The organism is Parasphingorhabdus sp., assembly GCF_059726685.1.
In genome coordinates this window covers 1,170,629-1,189,177 of sequence record NZ_AP041068.1, presented here as the reverse complement: position 1 = coordinate 1,189,177, position 18,549 = coordinate 1,170,629, and the positions used below count along the sequence as shown (strand labels likewise).

Sequence of the window (18,549 nt, the reverse complement as noted above, 5' to 3'; positions counted from 1 at the left end):
CGCAATTTGTCCGGACAAATTCCTCTTGGCAAGAGAAAAATGCACTGGCATGAAGAAAGACAAGGAGAATGGGATGAAACACCGCATTATCGAAGGCCGTCTGGAATATACGTCACGCAAACCGGAAATGGAGGGGCAAAACCGCGGGTTCGAAACCTTCATGTTTACCCATCATAGCGATGGCAAAGTGACCATGCGGGCGCATTGCGAAATTTACGAACCCGAACCCACGGTGATGCGCGATATCATCTACGCGATGGACGAGCATAAGCAACCGATGGACTGCCACGTCCGGCTGACGGTCGGTGATGAATTTATGGGTTCAGGCTGGATGCGGTTTGACGGCACCCATGTCGAAATGGAATCCTATGGCCCCTCGATCGGGCGGCTGTCGCAAAGGGTTGCTGCGGAATTGCCGCTCGACGGTTTCGGTACGCACCCCATTGTTTCCGACGGCTATATGCTGTCGACCAAGGACTGGGACAAGGAAACCAAGCGCCTGCTCAATTGCTATCTGCCCTCACCCGATCATCGCGGTGCAACGCCGCCGCAAATTGCACAGGTCAAGATCGGCGCTGTCTATATCGGTACAGAAGAAGTCACCGTGCCTGCCGGCACCTTCCAGTGCAAACATCTGCAATTTGTGGATGATGCCAGCATCGTGCCAGGTACCGGCGGCATGGCGGGCGAGCATCCCGCTTACGACGTGTGGATCACCGATGATGACGACGGCATTTTCGTGCAAGGCGGCGTTGGTGGCTATATGATGACCTGGTATGAGCTGGTGGAGCTCAAACGGTAATCATCACCTTGCCCATATGACTGCCGCTTTCAAGATGCGTGTAAGCCGCAGCTGCATCGTCAAAGTCGAAAACACTTTCGACCAACAGCTCGATCCCATTTTGCGCCACCACATCCAGCGCCCGTTGCAGCATCTCTCGATTGCCGGACGCGATGCCCTTGATTGCGATATTCTTGCCAATCAAAGCGCCCTGACTGGCGCTGGATTGATCTTGCGGTGTTCCGGAAAGCGCGCCTAGAGACCCGATGCGCGCATTGACGGCGCATGCCGCAACAGTCTCGCCCATTGCCGGGAAACCCAATGTATCAACAACCACATCGGCACCCCGGCCGCCTGTGGCTTCCAGCAAGGCAGCGCCCCAATCTGGCTGATCGCGATAGTTGATGCCGTAATCCGCGCCCATTTCCCTGGCGCGCGCAAGTTTTTCATCACTGGACGAGGTGATCGCGAAATCCATACCCATGGCCTTGGCCAGTTGTAGCGCGAATATGGACACACCCCCGGTTCCCTGAGCCAATACAAGATCGCCCGGTTTGGCCTCACCAAAAGCCATCATCGCGTGCCAGACCGTACTGCCAACAACCGAAAAAGTAGCAGCGCTATTGTCGCTCACATTTTCAGGCACGACGACGGCAGCATTGGCAGGAATTATGATTTTCTCGGCCAGCCAGCCATTGGCGGTAACACCAAGGTCTCTGGCAAAGACGGCAAAGCTATAGGCACCATCGAGCCAAGTGGCAAAATGCGGTGCCATCACGCGTGTACCCACGTCCAGTCCGGTGACATCAGCACCTACGGCTTCAATCACGCCAACGCCGTCAGACAGAGGCACGCGATCTTCGGGCAAATCCGTGCCATAGTCGCCGCGCAACACCATCAGATCGCGATAGTTGAGACCCGCCGCCGAAACCTTGACCACTATTTCATCAGGGCCTGGTTCCGGTTCGGGATGGTCAGTCAGCTGCAGTCCGCCAATGCCGATCCTGGATCCGATTTGCCATGCTTTCATATGTCGTCACTCCCTTGTTCGCGCAGCGGCGCAAAAATACGGTCGATAAATATTTTCAGCTTTGCTTCACGCTCCGCGTCAGAGGCTTGCAGGCCTTCGAGCGCCATCAGTCTTTCTTCCTGCACCCACATTTCCTGTGCCATATTCATCACGACAGCGACAAAGCGGTCCATGCCGGGATCATCGAAAAACTGTGGCTTGCCATCTGGCCCGTAAATATCTTTCGGCGTGTCATCCGGTTTGAAAACCGGACCGGGGCTATCGGTTTCAGAGCTCATCGCTTCGCCGCTCACCGTTTCCATGCTCCGAAACCGAACCACATGATGCCCTCGGCCAGTCGTCCGGTAGTTTCGCTGTCGACGGCATTGGCATTTTCGTCCGCAATTGCTTGCGCCACGGCTTCCTCGCCATAGATACCGATGCTGGGCACGACGAACTGGAAATAATCCTCTGTGCCAAAGCCCCCGGCCTTGCACAATTCCGGCGGGCTTTCGTCGCGATAGCCTTTGTAAAAGGGTTCGGAATTATACCAGCTGTCCCAGTCCAGATAAAAGCCGTCAAAGGCATTCATCTGGTCATTGGGCGGTAATTCCATATGGAGTAGCAAACCGCCGGGTTTCAGCACCCGATAGGCTTCTTTAAATGCCGCCGCGCGCGCTTTTTTTGACAGCTCATGCAGGAACATGGAGGAAAAGACGAGGTCGAAACTGGCGTCGGGATAGTCCAGCGCATCGGCGGACATTTGCGCGAAACTGACCTCCTGCCCCTGCATCTTAGCGCGCGCCGATGCATAGCGCAGGCCGCCAGCCGCCGCGTCAATCGCTTCTACCTTGGCTTCGGGATAAGTCTGTTTCCATGGCAGGGTATTGTGGCCGATGGTGCAGCCCGTATCGAGAATGCTCTGAGGCTGAAAGTCCGGGAACTTGCCTTTTACATAAGCGGCCATGGACAGGCCGATATCGTCGAGATTGGCCCCCATCAGCCCCATGGAAAATACCGCCAAGCCCTGATCATAGACCGCGCCGGCTTCGAGCGACTCTCCGCCGCGCGTATAGCTGCCGGGCATCAGGTGCACTTCAATCGCATCGACATTGCGCGGGATATCGAGATCGGGGTCGAGTTTTACAGAACCGGGCTGGTCCGCGACTTTGGCCGCTTCCGCTTCCATCCGCTCGAGATCACGCGCAACGACAGCGCCCGACGCCTGCCAGACCATTTTCTGCGCCTGCACCCGCATCGCCGAATAGATGTTGAAAGCCGGATCACCGCGCAGCGCCTGATGCGCTTCGTTGCTGGTTTCGGGAGCGCGGCCCGTCTCCCGGGCAAAGGCCGGAGCAGCACGCTTGTCATAGGCGGTGCGCATATCGCCGGCGAGATCATTGAGGATGAACGCCCGGATGCCCGATACAAAGCGTCCGCGCGCGGCCTCTCCCGCCGTCAGTTCCGGTTTCATTGGATGCTGCAATTCCACGCCCATCAGAAATTCTCCTCTGCAAAAGCCTCTATTCGCGCCGCGTCGCCCGATTGCCGGATCAGCACCTGCTTGCGGAAAAAGCGCATCAGTCCGCTGGCACCCATTCGCGATGCTCCGAGACCGGAATAGCCAAAGCTCGACTTTTCCGCTTCCCAGACCATCGATGTCAGCGAGCCGTCATTGATCGACACCGCTCCCGCCTCCAGACGGGTGGCAATCTGTTCCGCCTCTGTAACCGATCCGCCAACAACCGCAGCGGACAATCCGAAGATACTATCATTCGCCTGTGCAATCGCCTCTTCAATCTGATCATAGACCACGACCGGGATGACGGGTCCGAAATTTTCCTCGCGGATAATGTCTGAGTCTGGCGGGACATCGGTGAGTATCGTGGGCCTGAGATAGAGCCCGCCGCCGAGATTTTCGACTGTACCGCCAGTAAGCAGTTTCGCGCCCCTGCTGACCGCATCGTCAATCTGATTTTGGGCAGTTTCTGCTTGTTTTTCAAAGATAAACGGGCCGATATGGCCGTGGTTGATATCGGGATAGTTCAGCTCCACCGCCTCTGCCAGCGCCGTCAAACTGGCGAGGAACGGCTCGGCAATGTCCCGCGCCACATAGACCCGCTCGATCGACTGGCAGGCCTGCCCGGTATTGACGATACTGGCCCTCAGCGCCGTCGCCGCCGCGGTCTCCGGGTCTGCGCCCGCCAGCACGATCATCGGGTCCTTCCCGCCCAGTTCCAGACTAGCCGGAATAAAGGCTTTTGCTGCCGCTTCTCCGACCTTACGCCCGGTGGTAACCGATCCAGTGAAGCAAATATAATCCACGTGATCGACCATAGCTGAACCCGTCGCGCCATCACCTTCGACGATCGAAAGAATCGCTGCAAGTTCAGGGATTTCGCGTACTGTTTCCATCAAGGAATTGATGAATCGTGGCGTTACCTCCGACGGTTTTATCAGCACTGCTGATCCCGCCATCAGCGCCGGTATCGCGTCGATCAAAGCGAGTGTCATGGGGAAATTCCACGGGCTGATCACACCGACGAGTTGATAGGGAACCAAATGTGTCGAGGTAGTGATCGTCGGTACCGAAGTCGGCTGATCAGTCGATTGACCTTGGGAAATGAGCTGCGGCGCTATGGTCGCCCAGCGTCGTATTTGCCCCGGCACTCCTGCTGCCTCAATTTTTGAAATCCCGCCGCGTCCCGTATCGGCTGTAAGCGCCGGGATGATGGCACCGAGATCAGCTTCTATCGCATCGGCCCATTGTAGTAAGACTGCACCGCGCTCTTCCGGTGTTTTTGAGGCCCAGGCAACCTGAGCACTGCGCAGTCGCTTGGCTTCATCCACAACCGCGTTACGGCTTAAAGGAGCGATCTTGTAGTCCGCTTCGCCCGTGCGCGGATTGCGTATCTTCATTGCTGTGCCTTCCAGCTGTCGAGTATCACATCGCCTCTTGCAAACCTGACATCCTCGCGCTTGGCCAAATCCGCGATTAGCCCTTCAAAGCTGCCGATCCGATAGGGTAAACCCATGATATAGGGCGTCAAATGCATCGGGAGCATCCGACTGCCATGTTGGTCGGTTTCGGCCAGCAACCAGTCTGCAGCATCGCGCATCTGCTGAGCATAGCTGTCGACCGAGTGCTGCTGGACATTGATAATCTGGCGGTCCGAAAGTTCATGATTGAGCGGGATATTGGTAATCGGCCCTGCGTCTGTCTGAAACTTATAAGGCAATTCGTCATTGGCCCAGTCACACATATATTCAACGCCTGCTTCTACGAGGAGCTTTGCGGTATTGAAGCTCTGCGAACGCGCTATCGACAGCCATCCGCGCGGCCGCTTTCCGGTTGCTTTTTCCAGCGTTGACAGCGCCCCGTCGATCAGCGCTTTCTCATCCGCTTCATCCATACCGCTCGCAATTGTACCATTCATGTCCGTGCTATGCGCGATGATCTCATGACCTCCGGAGATGATATCCTCGATCAACTGCGGATAGCGTTCGGCTACTACGCCGTTAGTCGCTACTGAGACTTTTATTCCCACCTTTTCAAACGCGCCAAGCAACCGGTAAATCCCGATCCGGGTGCCATATTCACGCGCCGTGTAGTGGCGATAATCTGGGTAAGCGGTTTGCATATGGCCTGGCGCACGAAAAGGGTTATCCTTCGGCACCATCGGAAAATATTCGAGGCTGATTACCGGCCAGATAAGGAGTTTTTTGTCATCGGGCCATTGCACCGGTTTGCGATCAAACAAGCTGCCATAGGGATAATAGTCGTGGTCCATACCGCGACCACGCTTCGGATATTCGAGATAGCTTGGATCGAGGCTCATGATGCGCCTCCCATCTGTCTCCGGAAGACATCAACAATATCACCAGCCTTGGTAATCCATGCCCGGCCATCAGCGGCGATATGCTCGAGCACGGCCTCAAATGGTCCAATGCGGTGGGGTTGCCCAATCAGATAACTGTGCAACGGTATGCACATCACAGTTCCCGATTGCGCGCCTTCTTCCGCCAACCGGTCATATTGCCGGATCAGCGTATCGGCATATTCCCGCGGCGACATATTGTAGATGAAGAAGCCATAATGATCGTTGACCTCAAGGCTATAGGGAATTGCGGTCAACTGGCCGGACTTTACCTTCACATCCGTCGGCTGGTCATCATGATACAGGTCGCAGGTATAATCCATGCCATATTCCGCCAACAGATCGAGCGTGCGCGGCGTGTGGGTCAATGCCGGAGCCAGCCAGCCTCTGATCCTTTGGCCCGTCGCACGCTCCACAGTCGCGATCGAATCCTCGATAATCGCGCGTTCCTGCGCCTCGTCCATTCCATAGGAGTAGCGCGTGTTGTAAATCCCGTGGCTGAAAAACTCCCAGCCTCGCTGGCTGGCATCCTCCACCACTTCGGGAATATGGTCGCACAGCGCTACCGACAAGCTCACCGATCCCGGAAAGCCATGTTTCGTCATCATCTCCGCCATCCGCCAGTGCGACACTCGGTTTGCATGATCGCGATGGCTATAACCCACCACATCGGGATGCGGTTTTGCCCAGCTTTTACGATGAGGATTGACCGCCGGGTCCAGTTCATAAAATTCGAGATTGGGCGCGACCCAGACTGCGCAGGTTTTGTCCTCCGGCCATTCGATTTTCGAACGACCGCGATAGGGCAGATAGTCATATAATCCCGGATCGGGTTTTTGTACTTCAGACACTAGCGCGCCTCCAGCCAGTCAATCACGGCCTGTACCGGTTCGACATCTGCATATTTCAACTGCAAGTCAGTAAGGTTGGCAAAATGATAGCTTTCATGTTTATCGGCACAGGTTTCGATCGGCACGATTGTACGATATCCATGACTTAGGGCGTCTACCGCCGTGGCACGCACGCAACCGGATGTAGAGCCGCCGGTGACCACCACCGTATCGACTTTGTGCCATGTCAGATAGCTCGCCAGCGGCGTTTCGAAAAACGCGCTCGGCATACGTTTGGTATATTGCAGATCGTCGGCATTCACATCACAGAGCGGATCCAGCAAATGGCGCTCGCTGTCATATTTGATATTCTGCAGCGAATCTTCGGTATCTGTTCGTGTGCCCCAGACTCCGGCATCCCCGGCGTCACCCTTGTAAGCCACCCGGCTCCAGATGACCGGCATGTCTTTGGCCCGTGCGAGAGCCGAAATCTGATTAACATAGTCGATCTGCTTCGGATCAGTTTCGTAGGCAGTCTTGAACATGTCTGTTCGTGTATAGGCCTGCTGCACATCGACATTGACGATGGCAAGTTTTTCACCAAAGCCAAATTTCTTTCGAGCGGGATTGCCGATCACTTCTTCAAAAATCTCGCGCGCAGTACGGCCATCCTGGACCATTTTCGTGCCAATTAATGTCATTGGGTTTTTCTCTCCGGATTCGATAAAAAGACAATAATCTGCAAAAAAGACTTGTCGAGACAAATTTGTCCGGACAAATAAAGGTTCTTATGATCACACGACACTTTATCGATGTTTCAACCGGCAGCAACAGACGCCGCGTCCATTACCGCAAGGCGGGCAAAGGTCCGCCGTTGCTGATGGTGCATCAAAGCCCGCGCAGCTCCAAAGAATATGAAGCATTGATGGAAAAATGGTCAGAGCATTTCACGTGCATCGCGCCAGATACGCCGGGTTTTGGGCAGTCTGATCCACTGCCAGGCCATCCTGAAATCACCGAATATGCGGACGCGACTATCGAATTTCTTGATGCACTGGGTATCGAAAGATGCGCTGCCTATGGTTTTCATTCCGGCGGAATCATCTTGGTCACTGCGGTCAAACGCCATCCGACTCGAATCACCACATTGGCCGTTGGGGGCTATGCGATTTGGACGCCCGAAGAAATGGCGCTGTTCAGTGATCGCTATCTGCCTGAATTCCATCCATCCGATTATGGCGAACATCTAACATGGCTGTGGAGCCGTATCCTCGAACAAAGCTGGTTTTTCCCATGGTTTGCGACCGATGATACCCACCGACTTTCAGTTGCCAATGATGACCCGAAACGCGTTGATGCGATTGTTCGTGAGATGCTCGACGCCGGCAATGCCTATCAGGCGGGCTATGGCGCGGTGCTGCGCGCGCCTCGTGATATTCCAGCCATTGACGCAGACGTCCCACCCTGCCTGATCAGCGCTTATGATGGCGATCCGCTGCAAGAGCATATCGACCGGTTGGGTGATATGCCCGCCAGTTGGGCAGCACAAAAAGTGACGACGCCAGAGGAACATCAGGCGGTCAGCCTGTCCCATTTGCTGGCTACAGATACGGTGACAATCGACAACTTCCCTGATGCCGGTGATGAAGGTTTTGTGGAAATTCGAATAGATGATTTTCACGGCCTAATCCACTGGCGAGGCGATCGGGGCGCGGACAGACTTGCTCTTCATGCCCCCTCCTATGCCGCGACCGGCAATCAACCCGCGGGTCAGATCGCCATTGATCTACCAGGCCATGGCCTATCGGACAATTGGGCTGCCGCAGTCCCTGTCAGCTGGGCTGCGTGGCAGGGCGTTATAAATGCGATTGCTGATGCGCTCGACACTAAAACAATCCTATATCCTTCCCTGCCCAATGGTGAACCGGATCGACTCTATCCGGATTTGTCGCCCGACCGTTTTGGTAATTATCTCAATATGGCTTGGCAGATTGTTCGCGCCCGTCATATGTTTGCGCCTTGGTACATGGTCGATGCAGATCACGCCCTTGCTTTCGACGAAAAGCATCTCGAGCCAGAGAATCTGGCCACCGATCATCTCGCGCTGATGAACGGACATAGCGCTAGGCAATATCATATCGCTCTCCAATCAAGACAAAAGGAAGATTAATGGGAATCAGAGAAGACATGCCGCTTTTGGCCCGCCATGAAGGCGTTTGGGACGGCACCTACACCTATTTCAACGCGCAGAATGAGAAAATTGATGAGCATGCATCCCGCCTGCTGTGCCGATTCCCGGACCAAGGCGATGTGCCTTATCATCAGACCAACCACTATACATGGGCTGATGGGAAGACCGAGATACGCGAGTTTCCGGCCGAATATCGCGACAAACGCGTCTGGTGGGACAATGAGCTGATCAAGGGTTGGGCCGCCGAAGTACCGCTGGACGAATATAACCGCACCGTGATGTTATATTGGCAGCGGCAAGGTGATCCATCACTTTATCTTTATGAACAGATCCAGATTTCCGACGATGGCCAAAATCGTTGCCGGACGTGGCATTGGATTCGCAACGGTCTGTTGGAAACGCGGACGGCAATACAGGAGACTTTCGTGACAAAGGACTGGCGTTCTATTGATGTAGAAATGGGGGCCGTTTCTGCCTGAACCATCGACGCTCTTTGACAAGTTGTGGGATAGCCATGTGGTCGCCGCCTTGCCCGGCAATGCCGCACTTGTGGCGATCGACCGTGTCTTTCTGCACGAGCGCACCGGTGCGTCAGCGCTCAATTCATTGGCTGAGGCCGGACGCACCGTGGTCGATCCGGCACGCGTCTTTGCCGTCACAGACCATATTGTGGACACCCGGCGGGGCCGGACAGACCAAACCCTTATGCCTGGCGGGCAGGCTTTCATCACCGAAACTAGAGCTGCTGCCAAAGCCGCTGGCATAACCCTGTTTGATGTCAACGATCCCGATCAGGGGATTGTCCATGTGATATCGCCGGAACTGGGTATCGTGCTACCGGGATGTACCTTGGTGGCACCCGACAGTCATACCTGCACACAGGGCGCATTTGGCGCGTTAGCCTGGGGTATCGGATCGTCGGAAGCGGAACATGCGATGGCGACGGGAACATTGCGGTTGAACAAGCCAAAATCCATGCGGGTCTGTTTTTCCGGGTCGTTATCAAAAAGCGTCACGCCCAAGGACATGATCATGACATTGATCGCTAGCCATGGCGCGGCCGGTGGCAAAGGACACGCAGTGGAGTTTGCCGGAGACGCGGTTCGCGCGCTCGACATGGAAGGGCGGATGACCCTCTGCAACATGGCGACGGAATTTTCCGCCATGTCTGGGTTCATCGCTCCTGATCGGAAGACTTTCAAATATCTGACGGGTCGTCGCTATGTGCCAAAAGGAGCTGAATGGGACCAAGCCGTTGAAAGCTGGAAAAAGCTGATCAGCGATGTGGACGCTACTTTTGATGCAGAAATTAAAATAGATGCCAGCGCGATTACACCAACGGTCAGTTGGGGTACCAGTCCGGAACATAGTGTTGGTATTGGCGGTACCGTACCCGAAAATGCGGACGAGCGCCCGCTCGAATATATGGCGTTACAAAAAGGACAGAGCCTTAAAGGCACGCCAATAGATGCCGCTTTCATCGGCAGCTGTACTAATAGCCGTTTGTCCGACCTGCGCCGAGCCAGCGCCCTACTGAAGGGCAAGAGAATTGCTGACCATGTCCAAGCCATTTGTGTCCCCGGCTCCTCCCGCGTCAAACGCGAAGCTGAATCAGAAGGGATTGATGCAATTTTTCGCGAAGCCGGGTTTGAATGGCGGGAAAGTGGCTGTTCGATGTGCTTCTATGCAGGAGGTGAGAGTTTTCGATCAGGTGCACGGGTTATCTCTACCACCAACCGTAATTTTGAAAGCCGTCAGGGACCTGGCGTCAAAACCCATATTGCCAGTCCCGAAACGGTTGTCGCCAGTGCGCTGGCAGGTGCCATTGCTGATGTCCGGGAGCTGCTGTGATGGCTGAACCATTTTCCATCCTAACCTCCCGGCCCATGCCGTTGATCCGCGATAATGTCGACACCGACCAGATCATCCCCTCACGCGAGATGAAAAGCACCGGCAAGACCGGACTTGCTGACGGGCTATTCGCCGGATGGCGCTATACCGCGATCGGTGGCCGCGATCCTGATCCAAGTTTTGTACTCAATGATCCTGATTATGCCGATAGCCAGATCATCCTGGGCGGCGCGAATTTCGGTTGCGGGTCAAGCCGCGAGCATGCTGTTTGGGCATTGGCCGAATATGGTTTCCGGGCCGTAATTGCCCCGAGCTTCGCACCGATTTTTGCCGGTAACTGCGTTCGTAACGGTATCTTGCCAGCCGTTTTGGATGCTGATGCGATAGCCATCATCGAAGAAGCGAACTGTCCTGTTACCATCAACTTGGCCACACAGAAAATCACCATTGGCGAAGACCAGAACTGGTCTTTCCCGATTGATCAGGAAGCCAAAGCGATGTTGCTGGAGGGATTGGATGCTATCGACCTCAGTTTGAAAATGGCCGAAGACATTGCCGCATGGCAAACGGCCGACCGCGCAACGCGACCATGGATTTACCTAGGAGCCAAACAATGACAAAGTCTGTAACCATCAGCGAAGTGGGACCACGCGATGGCCTGCAAAGCATTGATGCCGTGATGCCGACCGAAGCCAAAAAGGCCTGGATCAAAGCGGAGGCCGAGGCGGGTGTCAGTGAGATTGAAGTAGGAAGCTTCGTACCACCATCCCTTCTACCGCAAATGGCGGATACCGCAGAAATTGTGACCTATGCGAAGACCCTGCCCAATCTGGATGTTGTCACGCTCATACCCAATCTGAAAGGCGCGGAGAGAGCCATAGCAGCAGGCGTCGACAAAATGTCGATCCCCTTTTCCATGTCCGAAACCCATAGCATCAAGAACGTGCGCAAAGATCATCCAGCAATGCTCGCCGAAATCAAAGCGATTGCCGATCTGGTCGCTGCGCAGCCCGAAGGACAGCGTCCCCATTTTGAAGTAGGTCTCTCTACTGCCTTTGGTTGCACCATCGAGGGGCCAGTCAGCGAAGACAAGGTAGCGCGCCTCGCAGAAGCCGCGATGGAGGCGGGCGTGGCCGAGGTCGGCCTGTCGGACACAACCGGCTATGCCAATCCGGCGCAGGTCACACGGATGGTACGCCAGATCAAGGGTGTGATTGGCAGCGACAAGCTCAATACGCTGCATCTCCACAATACTCGCGGACTTGGCTTGGCGAATGTCATGGCAGGATTAGAGGAAGGTATTACCACCTTTGATGCTTCGCTAGGAGGCTTGGGCGGCTGCCCCTTCGCACCGGGCGCCTCGGGCAACATCGTTACGGAAGACCTGGTTTTCATGCTGGAGGCCATGGGTATTGATACCGGCATTAATCTGGATAAGCTGCTGAAAGTAAGAGAAATTATTGCAGCGTCCCTGCCCGAAGAGCCACTTTATGGCTTTACTCCGGATGCGGGCCTTCCTCTGGGATTTGAAAGGGCTGCAGCATGAGCGCGCCAACACCTCTAGCGGGCCTGAAAGTTATCGAGTTCACCCATATGGTCATGGGACCTGCAGTGGGCGCCATTCTGGCCTCGTTGGGCGCGGAAGTGATCCGCGTCGAGCCGATTGGCGGCGATAGAACTCGCAATCTGGTAGGCTCCGGTTCTGGCTACTTCCCTATGTATAACCGCCATAAACAGAGTATCTCACTTAACCTGAAAGATCGTGAAGGGCTTGGTATAGCGCGCCAGCTTGTTGAAGGCGCAGATATATTGGTTGAAAACTACCGTCCCGGTGCAATGGATCGTTTGGGACTTGGCTATGAAGAGCTCGCCCAGTCCAACAAACGGTTGATCTACGCCTCGGAAAAAGGATTCCTTCCCGGACCCTATGAAAACCGAACGGCCCTCGATGAAGTGGCCCAGATGATGGGGGGACTTGCCTATATGACTGGTCCGCCCGGACAGCCATTGCGTGCTGGTTCCAGCGTGATCGATGTTACAGGCGGCATGTTCGGCGTGATTGCAATATTGGCAGCGGTTGAGGAAAGGCACCGCACCGGCAAAGGGCAAAAGGTCCAAAGCTCGCTCTTTGAAACCACCATATATCTGATCGGCCAGCATATGGCGCAAATGGCCGTGACCGGTAAAGCCGCCGACCCCATGCCTGCTCGCATCTCCGCCTGGGCTATTTATGATGTTTTCCAGACCAAGGACGAACCGATTTTCATTGGTGTGGTCACCGATGCCCTATGGGAGAAATTCTGCAAGCTGTTTGCGCTTGACGATCTGTGGGCAGATGAAAGCATCCGTGAGAATAACAACCGGGTTGCCGCACGCGACCGGATCATGCCGCAAATTCGGGAATTGATCGCTGGCTTTGGCCGAGATGAGTTGATCGCGAAGCTTGAAGGCACCGGCTTGCCCTTCGCCCCAATCGCACGCCCTGAGGACATGTTCGACGATCCGCATCTCAATACCAGTGGTGGTCTCGAACCCGTCACACTAGCCAATGGCCAGCAAACCAAGCTGCCATCGCTGCCGATTGAAATGGACGGGGCGCGGCCATCTGCATCCGCCAATCTTTCGACCATCGGTCAGCATAGCGATGCGATTCTGGAGGAACTCGGCTTGAGTCCGGAACAAATAAAAACTCTGCGGGAAGTCGGTGCCGTGGACTAGCGTAATCTCAGGCCAGTATTTGCCGGCCCAAAAGTAACAGTGGTCCCGCCCGAACAATCTCCCTTATCCTGTTCATCAACAAGGGAGAGTTATCGCCATGAACACAGATGTCCTGATCATCGGAGCCGGTGCAGCTGGACTGAGCGCTGCTCTGGCAGCGCATGAGGCCGGTTCAAGCGTCACAGTCATCGAAAAGCAGCCGAAACTGGGCGGCACCGCTGCAATATCGGGTGGCATTGTCTGGATACCGGGTAACCGGCAAATGCAGGTGCATGGTATCGAAGATAGCCGCGAAGACGCCCTCGCCTATTTCCGCTCTCTCGATCAGGGCGATATCGATGACACTGTATTGTCCGCCTTTGTCGAGGAAGGTCCACAAGCATTAGGCTTTCTCGAAAATCTGGATGCGGCGAGACTCAGCCTGCTGGAAGGCTATCCTGATTATTATCTCGACCGGCCAGGGGCCAAACCGGATGGCGGCCGCGCGCTCGATAATGATCTGTTCGACTTCTCCGCACTCGGCGATTGGGCCGACAAGGTCTTTGAACATGGTCCCGCTCCGCGCATGATGCTGCGGGAAACGCCTTTGGGTGGCGGTACCGGACAAGTTGATCCAGCCGAAATGGCCCGGCGCGAAAGCGAAGATCTACGCGGCTGGGGACAGGCTTTGATCGGGCGTCTGTTAAAGGCCTGCCTTGATCGCGGGATTGAACCCTTGCTGGATGTTGATGGCCACCGCTTGATTGTCGAAAATGGCCGCGTAGCCGGGGCCAAGGTCCGCCGCGACGACGCCGATTTGACCATCAACGCATCACAAGGTGTAATACTGGCAACCGGCGGTTTTGAATGGAATGAAGAGCTGAAACAGGCCTTTTTGCGCGGCCCGCTGGATGCACCCGCCTCGCCGCCGGGCAACCAGGGCGATGGTCTGAAAATGGCCATGGCCGCCGGGGCAAGCCTTGGCAATATGACCAGTGCCTGGTGGGTACCGACCCTTTCAATCCCCGAAGTAAAATGGGAGGGCGGCGAGCAGCGCTCCATGCCGGTACTGATCGAAAGAACGCTTCCGCACACTATATTGGTCAACAGTGCCGGGAAGCGCTTTTGCAACGAAGCCAATAATTATTCTGCACTGGCTGGGGCTTTTCACCAATTTGATCCGGCGACCTATTCATATCCAAATTTGCCCGCTTATCTGATTTTCGATTCGCAATATATGTCCCGCTACCCGCTGGCTTCGGTCATGCCTGGGGATGCAGTGCCAGACTGGATAACCAGTGCAGATGATCTGGGAAGTCTTGGCGATGCAATAGATATTGATGGCGAGCGGCTGGAAGAAACGGTCGCCCATTTCAACGCTTATGCAATCAAGGGGCATGATCCAGATTTCGGCCGCGGCGAGAGCGCATATGACCGCTTCTACGGTGACCGTTCACGAGAAGGCGCATCGGCGACATTAGGACCAATCACCAATGGCCCATTTTATGCGGTGGAAATCCACATGGGAACACTCGGCACCAATGGCGGCGCGAAAACCGATGGTTCAGCGCAGGTGCTTGACCATCAAGGAGAGCCGATTCCAGGCCTGTTCGCGGCAGGCAATGTTATCAGCTGTCCAACCGGCGGGGTCTATGCGGGTGCAGGCGGAACACTCGGCCCTGCCTTGACCTTCGGATATATCGCTGGCCGGTCTGCCGCGCGGCGCATCAATAGCTAAAGAAAATCAACGAAATTTGAGAAGAGGATAGAACCATCAGAATATTGACCATCGGCGCAACCGGCGACCAAGGCCATCCTTTGCTAGAACGTTTGCTTGCGGCAGGCCTGCATCCGGTGGCAGCGCTGCGCAATACAGCTGCACTGGCCAATACGCCCTTTGCCAATGTCGAGACCGTAGAAGCCGATCTATATGACGAGCAATCCATGGTCGCGGCGGCGCAGGGCATGGATGCCATTGCCATGCACCTGCCCTTTGTATTTGATCTTGAAAAGGCAACCGAGCTCGGTCGTAATATTGCAGCCGCAGCCAAAGCCAGCAGCGTCCGGAAAATCGTGTTCAACACCAGCTGTTATGTGGCCGATGAAGATAACGGCAACCCTGCGCATGACGGTCGCCGGGCCATTGAAAAGGCAATTATCGATAGCGGTGTCAGCTATGCCATTTTCGAAACCAAGGTCTTCATGGACAATATGATCCGCAGCTGGAACAAACCCTCCATCGTCAACAGTTCGATATTTGCCTATCCTGCCAAACCGGATCTGAAAATATCATGGATCTGCCTTGATGATGTCGCTGCCTTCATGGTCGAGGCACTACAAAATGATGATATGCCGAGTGGACGTTATGCTGTTGGCGGACCGCAAGCTCTGGTTGGGGATGAGGTTGCTTCGATCCTCAGCGAGGCTGCCGGGAAACCCATCACATTCAAAAGCATGACACCAGATGAGTTCGCATCCGCGATGAGTTTGTTGGTCACCGGATCGGCGACTGTCGAACCCCAATCGATCTATAGCGGTATGGCAAGCTTCTACAGCTTCTATAATGAACAGCCGATATCACCGCTCATCGCAGATACAGCGGAAATGGCCAAATATTTTAAAACTCGGCCGACGCCACTTGCCGAATGGGCGGCGCGACAGGACTGGAGCGATCCAACCGATCCGGCTCTTGCGATCCGAATGGCGGGTGCCCGATAATCAGTAATTGCCAGAGATTAGAACTTATACCCGACCTCGACACCAAAGCGCCGGAGCTGACCCGGTGAGATAAATGATCCGCCAAATTCAATCGCCGGAATAACCTCGTTGAGATATTTGCGGTTAAGCAGATTGTCAGCAAAAGCGGTGACATTCCAGTTATCCCCTTCCAGACCAAAGCGCAGGTCGAGTACACCAAAGGCTTCCCGCTCGGTAATCGAATAGTCCGCATCACCAACAAAGGCTGGTAAAACCAGTTTGTTTGGCGAATTTGCATCTGCCGGTAACGGCAGCAAACCGCTGAACAAGGTCGGACTGGTATCATCCTGAACAGAGTGGAACCAGGTGGGTCCGGTAATCCGATAGTCTGCCCGCATCACCAGATCAAAATCATTGGCAATTGGCGCAACAACCTGCGTACCGATATTGATCGTGTAATCAGCCGTGTAAGGTGATTTATTCCCGACCGTGTTGGGCCGCGAAGCATTGGCCTTGATTTCGCTCTCGGTCACGTTGACCGCGCCAAAAATGTCCCAGCCTTCCACGATTTCGGCATTTGCGTTGAATTCCAAACCGTAAAGTTCAACTTCATCGATATTGGAAACCACCCGCAAAAGACCGAAACCGCCGACGAAAAACTCGAAAAACTGCATGTCATCGACATCAGTATAATAGCCGGCGAGATCGAAGGTGATCCGACCATTGGCAAGAGAACCTTTGAAACCAGCCTCGAAAGCACTGGATTTTTCCTTGCGGAAAATGTCGTTGATCAAGACATTGGTGCCAATAAACTGGTTGAAATTCTGATCCACAATCGCGGCAGAGCCTTGATTGTTGAAACCACCGGATTTGAAACCGATGCCCCAGTTGGCATAAAAATTAATGTCATCCGACAGACCATAGCGCAGCGACAATTTGGGCTGCAGTTGCTTGAAGGTCTCTGACTGATCGGGAATGGGGCCAAAGGCCTGACCAGGATTGATCGGCGTTCCGGTAATTGGATCCGTTGCCAACGGCACCTGACTTGATACCTCGCGGTCTTCGATGTCATAGCGCAGCGCCAGCCCGACATCGAAATTATCCGATACTTCATAGTCCAGCGAACCGAAGACCGCATAAACATTGGTATTGAAGTTATCGGCAAATAGTTGAGACGTCGGATTGCTACTGTCCGGTCCATTGAACAGTTCGCGGATTACGCCCTGACCCAGATCGGCACCGAGGCTAACCCCAACATCACGATCAATATTCAAAAAATAGCCACCAATCTGCCAGCCGAGCGGGCCATCATCATTGGACGCCAACCGAACTTCTGCACTGATATCGGTTTGTTCACGAATCTGGAACTGCGTGCCATCACAAGTCGTTGGGCTATAGGGGCCGAAGGTCGATCCATTGACCGGGTCAAAGATAAACGGCACCGGAACATTACCAACGAAACCCGGCTGGTTGACAGGAAAACCGGTCAATGCCGCTGTAGAACTGAAACAGTTATTAGAGGCATCCACCGAAGCTTGCGTGGCTCCCGGGAAAGTATAACGCGCAAAATCAGCAGACGTACCATCGGCCGTCAGAGCCTGATCGACATCGGCATAAAGCGCCCATGCGGTCAATGTCGCAAAGTCAAATTCATGGGTCAGCTTAACCGATGCTTCAAATGTTTGCTGTTCATTGGTTGGACGAATGTTCGAATAATAGTTAAACGGGTGATCGTTCACATCTTCAAAAAACGCCGGATTGGTCGCTGCGAAATTCGGCAAATGGAAGGCCGCGTTAAAGTTAATGGACGCGCCGGACAGATCCGCATAGCGAGCCTTTACGTCAACTTCGGTGTCGGGGCCCAGCTCAGCCACAAACCGTCCATCAATCGACCATGTCTCCTGGTCATCAACCACCTTTCGATTGTTCAAAAAGCTGTTTCTGTAGAAGCCATCTGTCGTGTTGTATGAACCCGATAAAACAAAACCGGCGGTATCGCCTACAGGAGCAGATATATAAGCTGATGCCTTGTATGTATTATCTTCGGCTGCACTTAACCTTACGCCGCCTTCCAGTTCATCGCCTGGTTTCAGTGTTTGAATAACAATTGCGCCAGCCGCAGCATTCCGGCCATAAAGCGCGCCTTGCGGGCCCTTCAAAATTTCAATCTGGCGTAATGTACCCTGATCCTGATTCAATTGGGCGGTGTTGGTTTTAAGGATGCCATCCACCACCAAAGCAACAGAGCTTTCCGCATCCCGCGCGCCGTTTATGCCGCGAATGTTGATCTGTGTATCGCCGGCTTCGGCCGTACCGCTAACGATAGTGACACCGGCGGTCAGCTGCACAAACTCGTCCGCCTGTTCTATACCAGTGCGTTCAAGCGTTTCGGCCGTAAAAACGGTAATCGATGCGGGTACTTCGGCAAGCAATTCGTCCTGTCGCCGCGCAGTGACGATAATAACATTGCCGCTATCTGCTTCACCAGCTTCCTGATCGCCGGTCGATTGAGCAATGGCCGGATTGAAACTTACGAGAGCAGCGACACCCGCCGATAGTGAAAGAGCTGTTTTGAAGCGACGCATTTTACTTTCCTTCCCTGAATGGAATGAGAT

General features: G+C 54.6%; 17 protein-coding genes. 9 read left to right on the top strand and 8 right to left on the bottom strand.

Features of this window, described 5'->3' with window-relative positions:
* Positions 1-73 precede the first annotated feature (73 nt).
* A complete protein-coding gene (locus AC6I9Z_RS05930) occupies positions 74-802 on the top strand; it encodes a hypothetical protein (protein ID WP_461454267.1) in 729 nt (242 codons plus the stop codon).
* On the opposite strand, the gene AC6I9Z_RS05925 is transcribed toward AC6I9Z_RS05930, so the two are convergent.
* The 7 genes from AC6I9Z_RS05925 to AC6I9Z_RS05895 are packed head-to-tail and all read right to left on the bottom strand — an operon-like array spanning position 792 to position 7,199.
* Positions 792-1,811, bottom strand: coding sequence for a zinc-dependent alcohol dehydrogenase family protein (locus tag AC6I9Z_RS05925; RefSeq protein ID WP_461454265.1), 1,020 nt, complete (start codon positions 1,809-1,811; stop codon positions 792-794). The two genes, AC6I9Z_RS05930 and AC6I9Z_RS05925, sit on opposite strands and share 11 nt — an antisense overlap.
* Positions 1,808-2,113 (bottom strand): hypothetical protein, encoded by a 306-nt coding sequence (locus tag AC6I9Z_RS05920; protein ID WP_461454263.1) that lies wholly within the window; start codon positions 2,111-2,113, stop codon positions 1,808-1,810. The genes AC6I9Z_RS05925 and AC6I9Z_RS05920 overlap by 4 nt, the downstream gene beginning before the upstream one ends.
* The gene (locus tag AC6I9Z_RS05915; protein WP_461454261.1) at positions 2,101-3,288 is read right to left on the bottom strand and encodes a class I SAM-dependent methyltransferase; all 1,188 of its coding nucleotides are present in this window, start codon (positions 3,286-3,288) and stop codon (positions 2,101-2,103) included. The genes AC6I9Z_RS05920 and AC6I9Z_RS05915 overlap by 13 nt, the downstream gene beginning before the upstream one ends.
* Positions 3,288-4,709 carry an aldehyde dehydrogenase family protein gene (locus AC6I9Z_RS05910; protein WP_461454259.1) on the bottom strand — a complete coding sequence of 474 codons (1,422 nt, stop codon included), beginning with the start codon at positions 4,707-4,709 and terminating at the stop codon, positions 3,288-3,290. The genes AC6I9Z_RS05915 and AC6I9Z_RS05910 overlap by 1 nt, the downstream gene beginning before the upstream one ends.
* Positions 4,706-5,629, bottom strand: coding sequence for a polysaccharide deacetylase family protein (locus AC6I9Z_RS05905; RefSeq protein WP_461454257.1), 924 nt, complete (start codon positions 5,627-5,629; stop codon positions 4,706-4,708). Before AC6I9Z_RS05905 ends, AC6I9Z_RS05910 begins: the two co-directional genes overlap by 4 nt.
* A complete protein-coding gene (locus AC6I9Z_RS05900; protein WP_461454255.1) occupies positions 5,626-6,519 on the bottom strand; it encodes a polysaccharide deacetylase family protein in 894 nt (297 codons plus the stop codon). Before AC6I9Z_RS05900 ends, AC6I9Z_RS05905 begins: the two co-directional genes overlap by 4 nt.
* Positions 6,519-7,199 carry an isochorismatase family protein gene (locus AC6I9Z_RS05895; protein WP_461454253.1) on the bottom strand — a complete coding sequence of 227 codons (681 nt, stop codon included), beginning with the start codon at positions 7,197-7,199 and terminating at the stop codon, positions 6,519-6,521. Before AC6I9Z_RS05895 ends, AC6I9Z_RS05900 begins: the two co-directional genes overlap by 1 nt.
* 89 nt (positions 7,200-7,288) lie before the next feature.
* On the opposite strand from AC6I9Z_RS05895, the gene AC6I9Z_RS05890 reads away from it, so the two are divergent.
* The 8 genes from AC6I9Z_RS05890 to AC6I9Z_RS05855 all read left to right on the top strand — a co-directional run bounded on the left by AC6I9Z_RS05890 (position 7,289) and on the right by AC6I9Z_RS05855 (position 15,955).
* Positions 7,289-8,668 carry an alpha/beta hydrolase gene (locus AC6I9Z_RS05890; RefSeq protein ID WP_461454251.1) on the top strand — a complete coding sequence of 460 codons (1,380 nt, stop codon included), beginning with the start codon at positions 7,289-7,291 and terminating at the stop codon, positions 8,666-8,668.
* Positions 8,668-9,168 carry a DUF3598 domain-containing protein gene (locus tag AC6I9Z_RS05885; protein ID WP_461454249.1) on the top strand — a complete coding sequence of 167 codons (501 nt, stop codon included), beginning with the start codon at positions 8,668-8,670 and terminating at the stop codon, positions 9,166-9,168. Before AC6I9Z_RS05890 ends, AC6I9Z_RS05885 begins: the two co-directional genes overlap by 1 nt.
* A complete protein-coding gene (locus tag AC6I9Z_RS05880; RefSeq protein ID WP_461456862.1) occupies positions 9,161-10,540 on the top strand; it encodes a 3-isopropylmalate dehydratase large subunit in 1,380 nt (459 codons plus the stop codon). The genes AC6I9Z_RS05885 and AC6I9Z_RS05880 overlap by 8 nt, the downstream gene beginning before the upstream one ends.
* A complete protein-coding gene (gene leuD, locus AC6I9Z_RS05875) occupies positions 10,540-11,157 on the top strand; it encodes a 3-isopropylmalate dehydratase small subunit (RefSeq protein ID WP_461454247.1) in 618 nt (205 codons plus the stop codon). The genes AC6I9Z_RS05880 and leuD overlap by 1 nt, the downstream gene beginning before the upstream one ends.
* On the top strand, positions 11,154-12,086 hold the full coding sequence (locus AC6I9Z_RS05870; RefSeq protein ID WP_461454245.1) for a hydroxymethylglutaryl-CoA lyase: 933 nt from the start codon (positions 11,154-11,156) through the stop codon (positions 12,084-12,086). Before leuD ends, AC6I9Z_RS05870 begins: the two co-directional genes overlap by 4 nt.
* On the top strand, positions 12,083-13,258 hold the full coding sequence (locus tag AC6I9Z_RS05865; protein WP_461454243.1) for a CaiB/BaiF CoA transferase family protein: 1,176 nt from the start codon (positions 12,083-12,085) through the stop codon (positions 13,256-13,258). Before AC6I9Z_RS05870 ends, AC6I9Z_RS05865 begins: the two co-directional genes overlap by 4 nt.
* A 97-nt stretch (positions 13,259-13,355) precedes the next feature.
* Positions 13,356-14,975 (top strand): FAD-dependent oxidoreductase, encoded by a 1,620-nt coding sequence (locus AC6I9Z_RS05860; protein WP_461454241.1) that lies wholly within the window; start codon positions 13,356-13,358, stop codon positions 14,973-14,975.
* Positions 14,976-15,019: 44 nt separating this feature from the next.
* Positions 15,020-15,955, top strand: coding sequence for an SDR family oxidoreductase (locus AC6I9Z_RS05855; RefSeq protein WP_461454239.1), 936 nt, complete (start codon positions 15,020-15,022; stop codon positions 15,953-15,955).
* A gap of 17 nt (positions 15,956-15,972) precedes the next feature.
* On the opposite strand, the gene AC6I9Z_RS05850 is transcribed toward AC6I9Z_RS05855, so the two are convergent.
* The gene (locus AC6I9Z_RS05850) at positions 15,973-18,519 is read right to left on the bottom strand and encodes a TonB-dependent receptor (RefSeq protein WP_461454237.1); all 2,547 of its coding nucleotides are present in this window, start codon (positions 18,517-18,519) and stop codon (positions 15,973-15,975) included.
* Positions 18,520-18,549 lie beyond the last annotated feature (30 nt).

Bases quoted from the DNA above. Each gene is read 5' to 3' on its own strand.
- AC6I9Z_RS05885 (WP_461454249.1), top strand. From the start codon at position 8,668: ATGGGAATCAGAGAAGACATGCCGCTTTTGGCCCGCCATGAAGGCGTT.
- AC6I9Z_RS05910 (WP_461454259.1), bottom strand. From the start codon at position 4,709: ATGAAGATACGCAATCCGCGCACGGGCGAAGCGGACTACAAGATCGCT.
- AC6I9Z_RS05905 (WP_461454257.1), bottom strand. From the start codon at position 5,629: ATGAGCCTCGATCCAAGCTATCTCGAATATCCGAAGCGTGGTCGCGGT.
- AC6I9Z_RS05915 (WP_461454261.1), bottom strand. From the start codon at position 3,288: ATGGGCGTGGAATTGCAGCATCCAATGAAACCGGAACTGACGGCGGGA.
- AC6I9Z_RS05930 (WP_461454267.1), top strand. From the start codon at position 74: ATGAAACACCGCATTATCGAAGGCCGTCTGGAATATACGTCACGCAAA.
- AC6I9Z_RS05850 (WP_461454237.1), bottom strand. From the start codon at position 18,519: ATGCGTCGCTTCAAAACAGCTCTTTCACTATCGGCGGGTGTCGCTGCT.
- AC6I9Z_RS05925 (WP_461454265.1), bottom strand. From the start codon at position 1,811: ATGAAAGCATGGCAAATCGGATCCAGGATCGGCATTGGCGGACTGCAG.
- AC6I9Z_RS05920 (WP_461454263.1), bottom strand. From the start codon at position 2,113: ATGGAAACGGTGAGCGGCGAAGCGATGAGCTCTGAAACCGATAGCCCC.
- AC6I9Z_RS05860 (WP_461454241.1), top strand. From the start codon at position 13,356: ATGAACACAGATGTCCTGATCATCGGAGCCGGTGCAGCTGGACTGAGC.
- AC6I9Z_RS05870 (WP_461454245.1), top strand. From the start codon at position 11,154: ATGACAAAGTCTGTAACCATCAGCGAAGTGGGACCACGCGATGGCCTG.
- AC6I9Z_RS05890 (WP_461454251.1), top strand. From the start codon at position 7,289: ATGATCACACGACACTTTATCGATGTTTCAACCGGCAGCAACAGACGC.
- AC6I9Z_RS05895 (WP_461454253.1), bottom strand. From the start codon at position 7,199: ATGACATTAATTGGCACGAAAATGGTCCAGGATGGCCGTACTGCGCGC.
- AC6I9Z_RS05865 (WP_461454243.1), top strand. From the start codon at position 12,083: ATGAGCGCGCCAACACCTCTAGCGGGCCTGAAAGTTATCGAGTTCACC.
- leuD (WP_461454247.1), top strand. From the start codon at position 10,540: ATGGCTGAACCATTTTCCATCCTAACCTCCCGGCCCATGCCGTTGATC.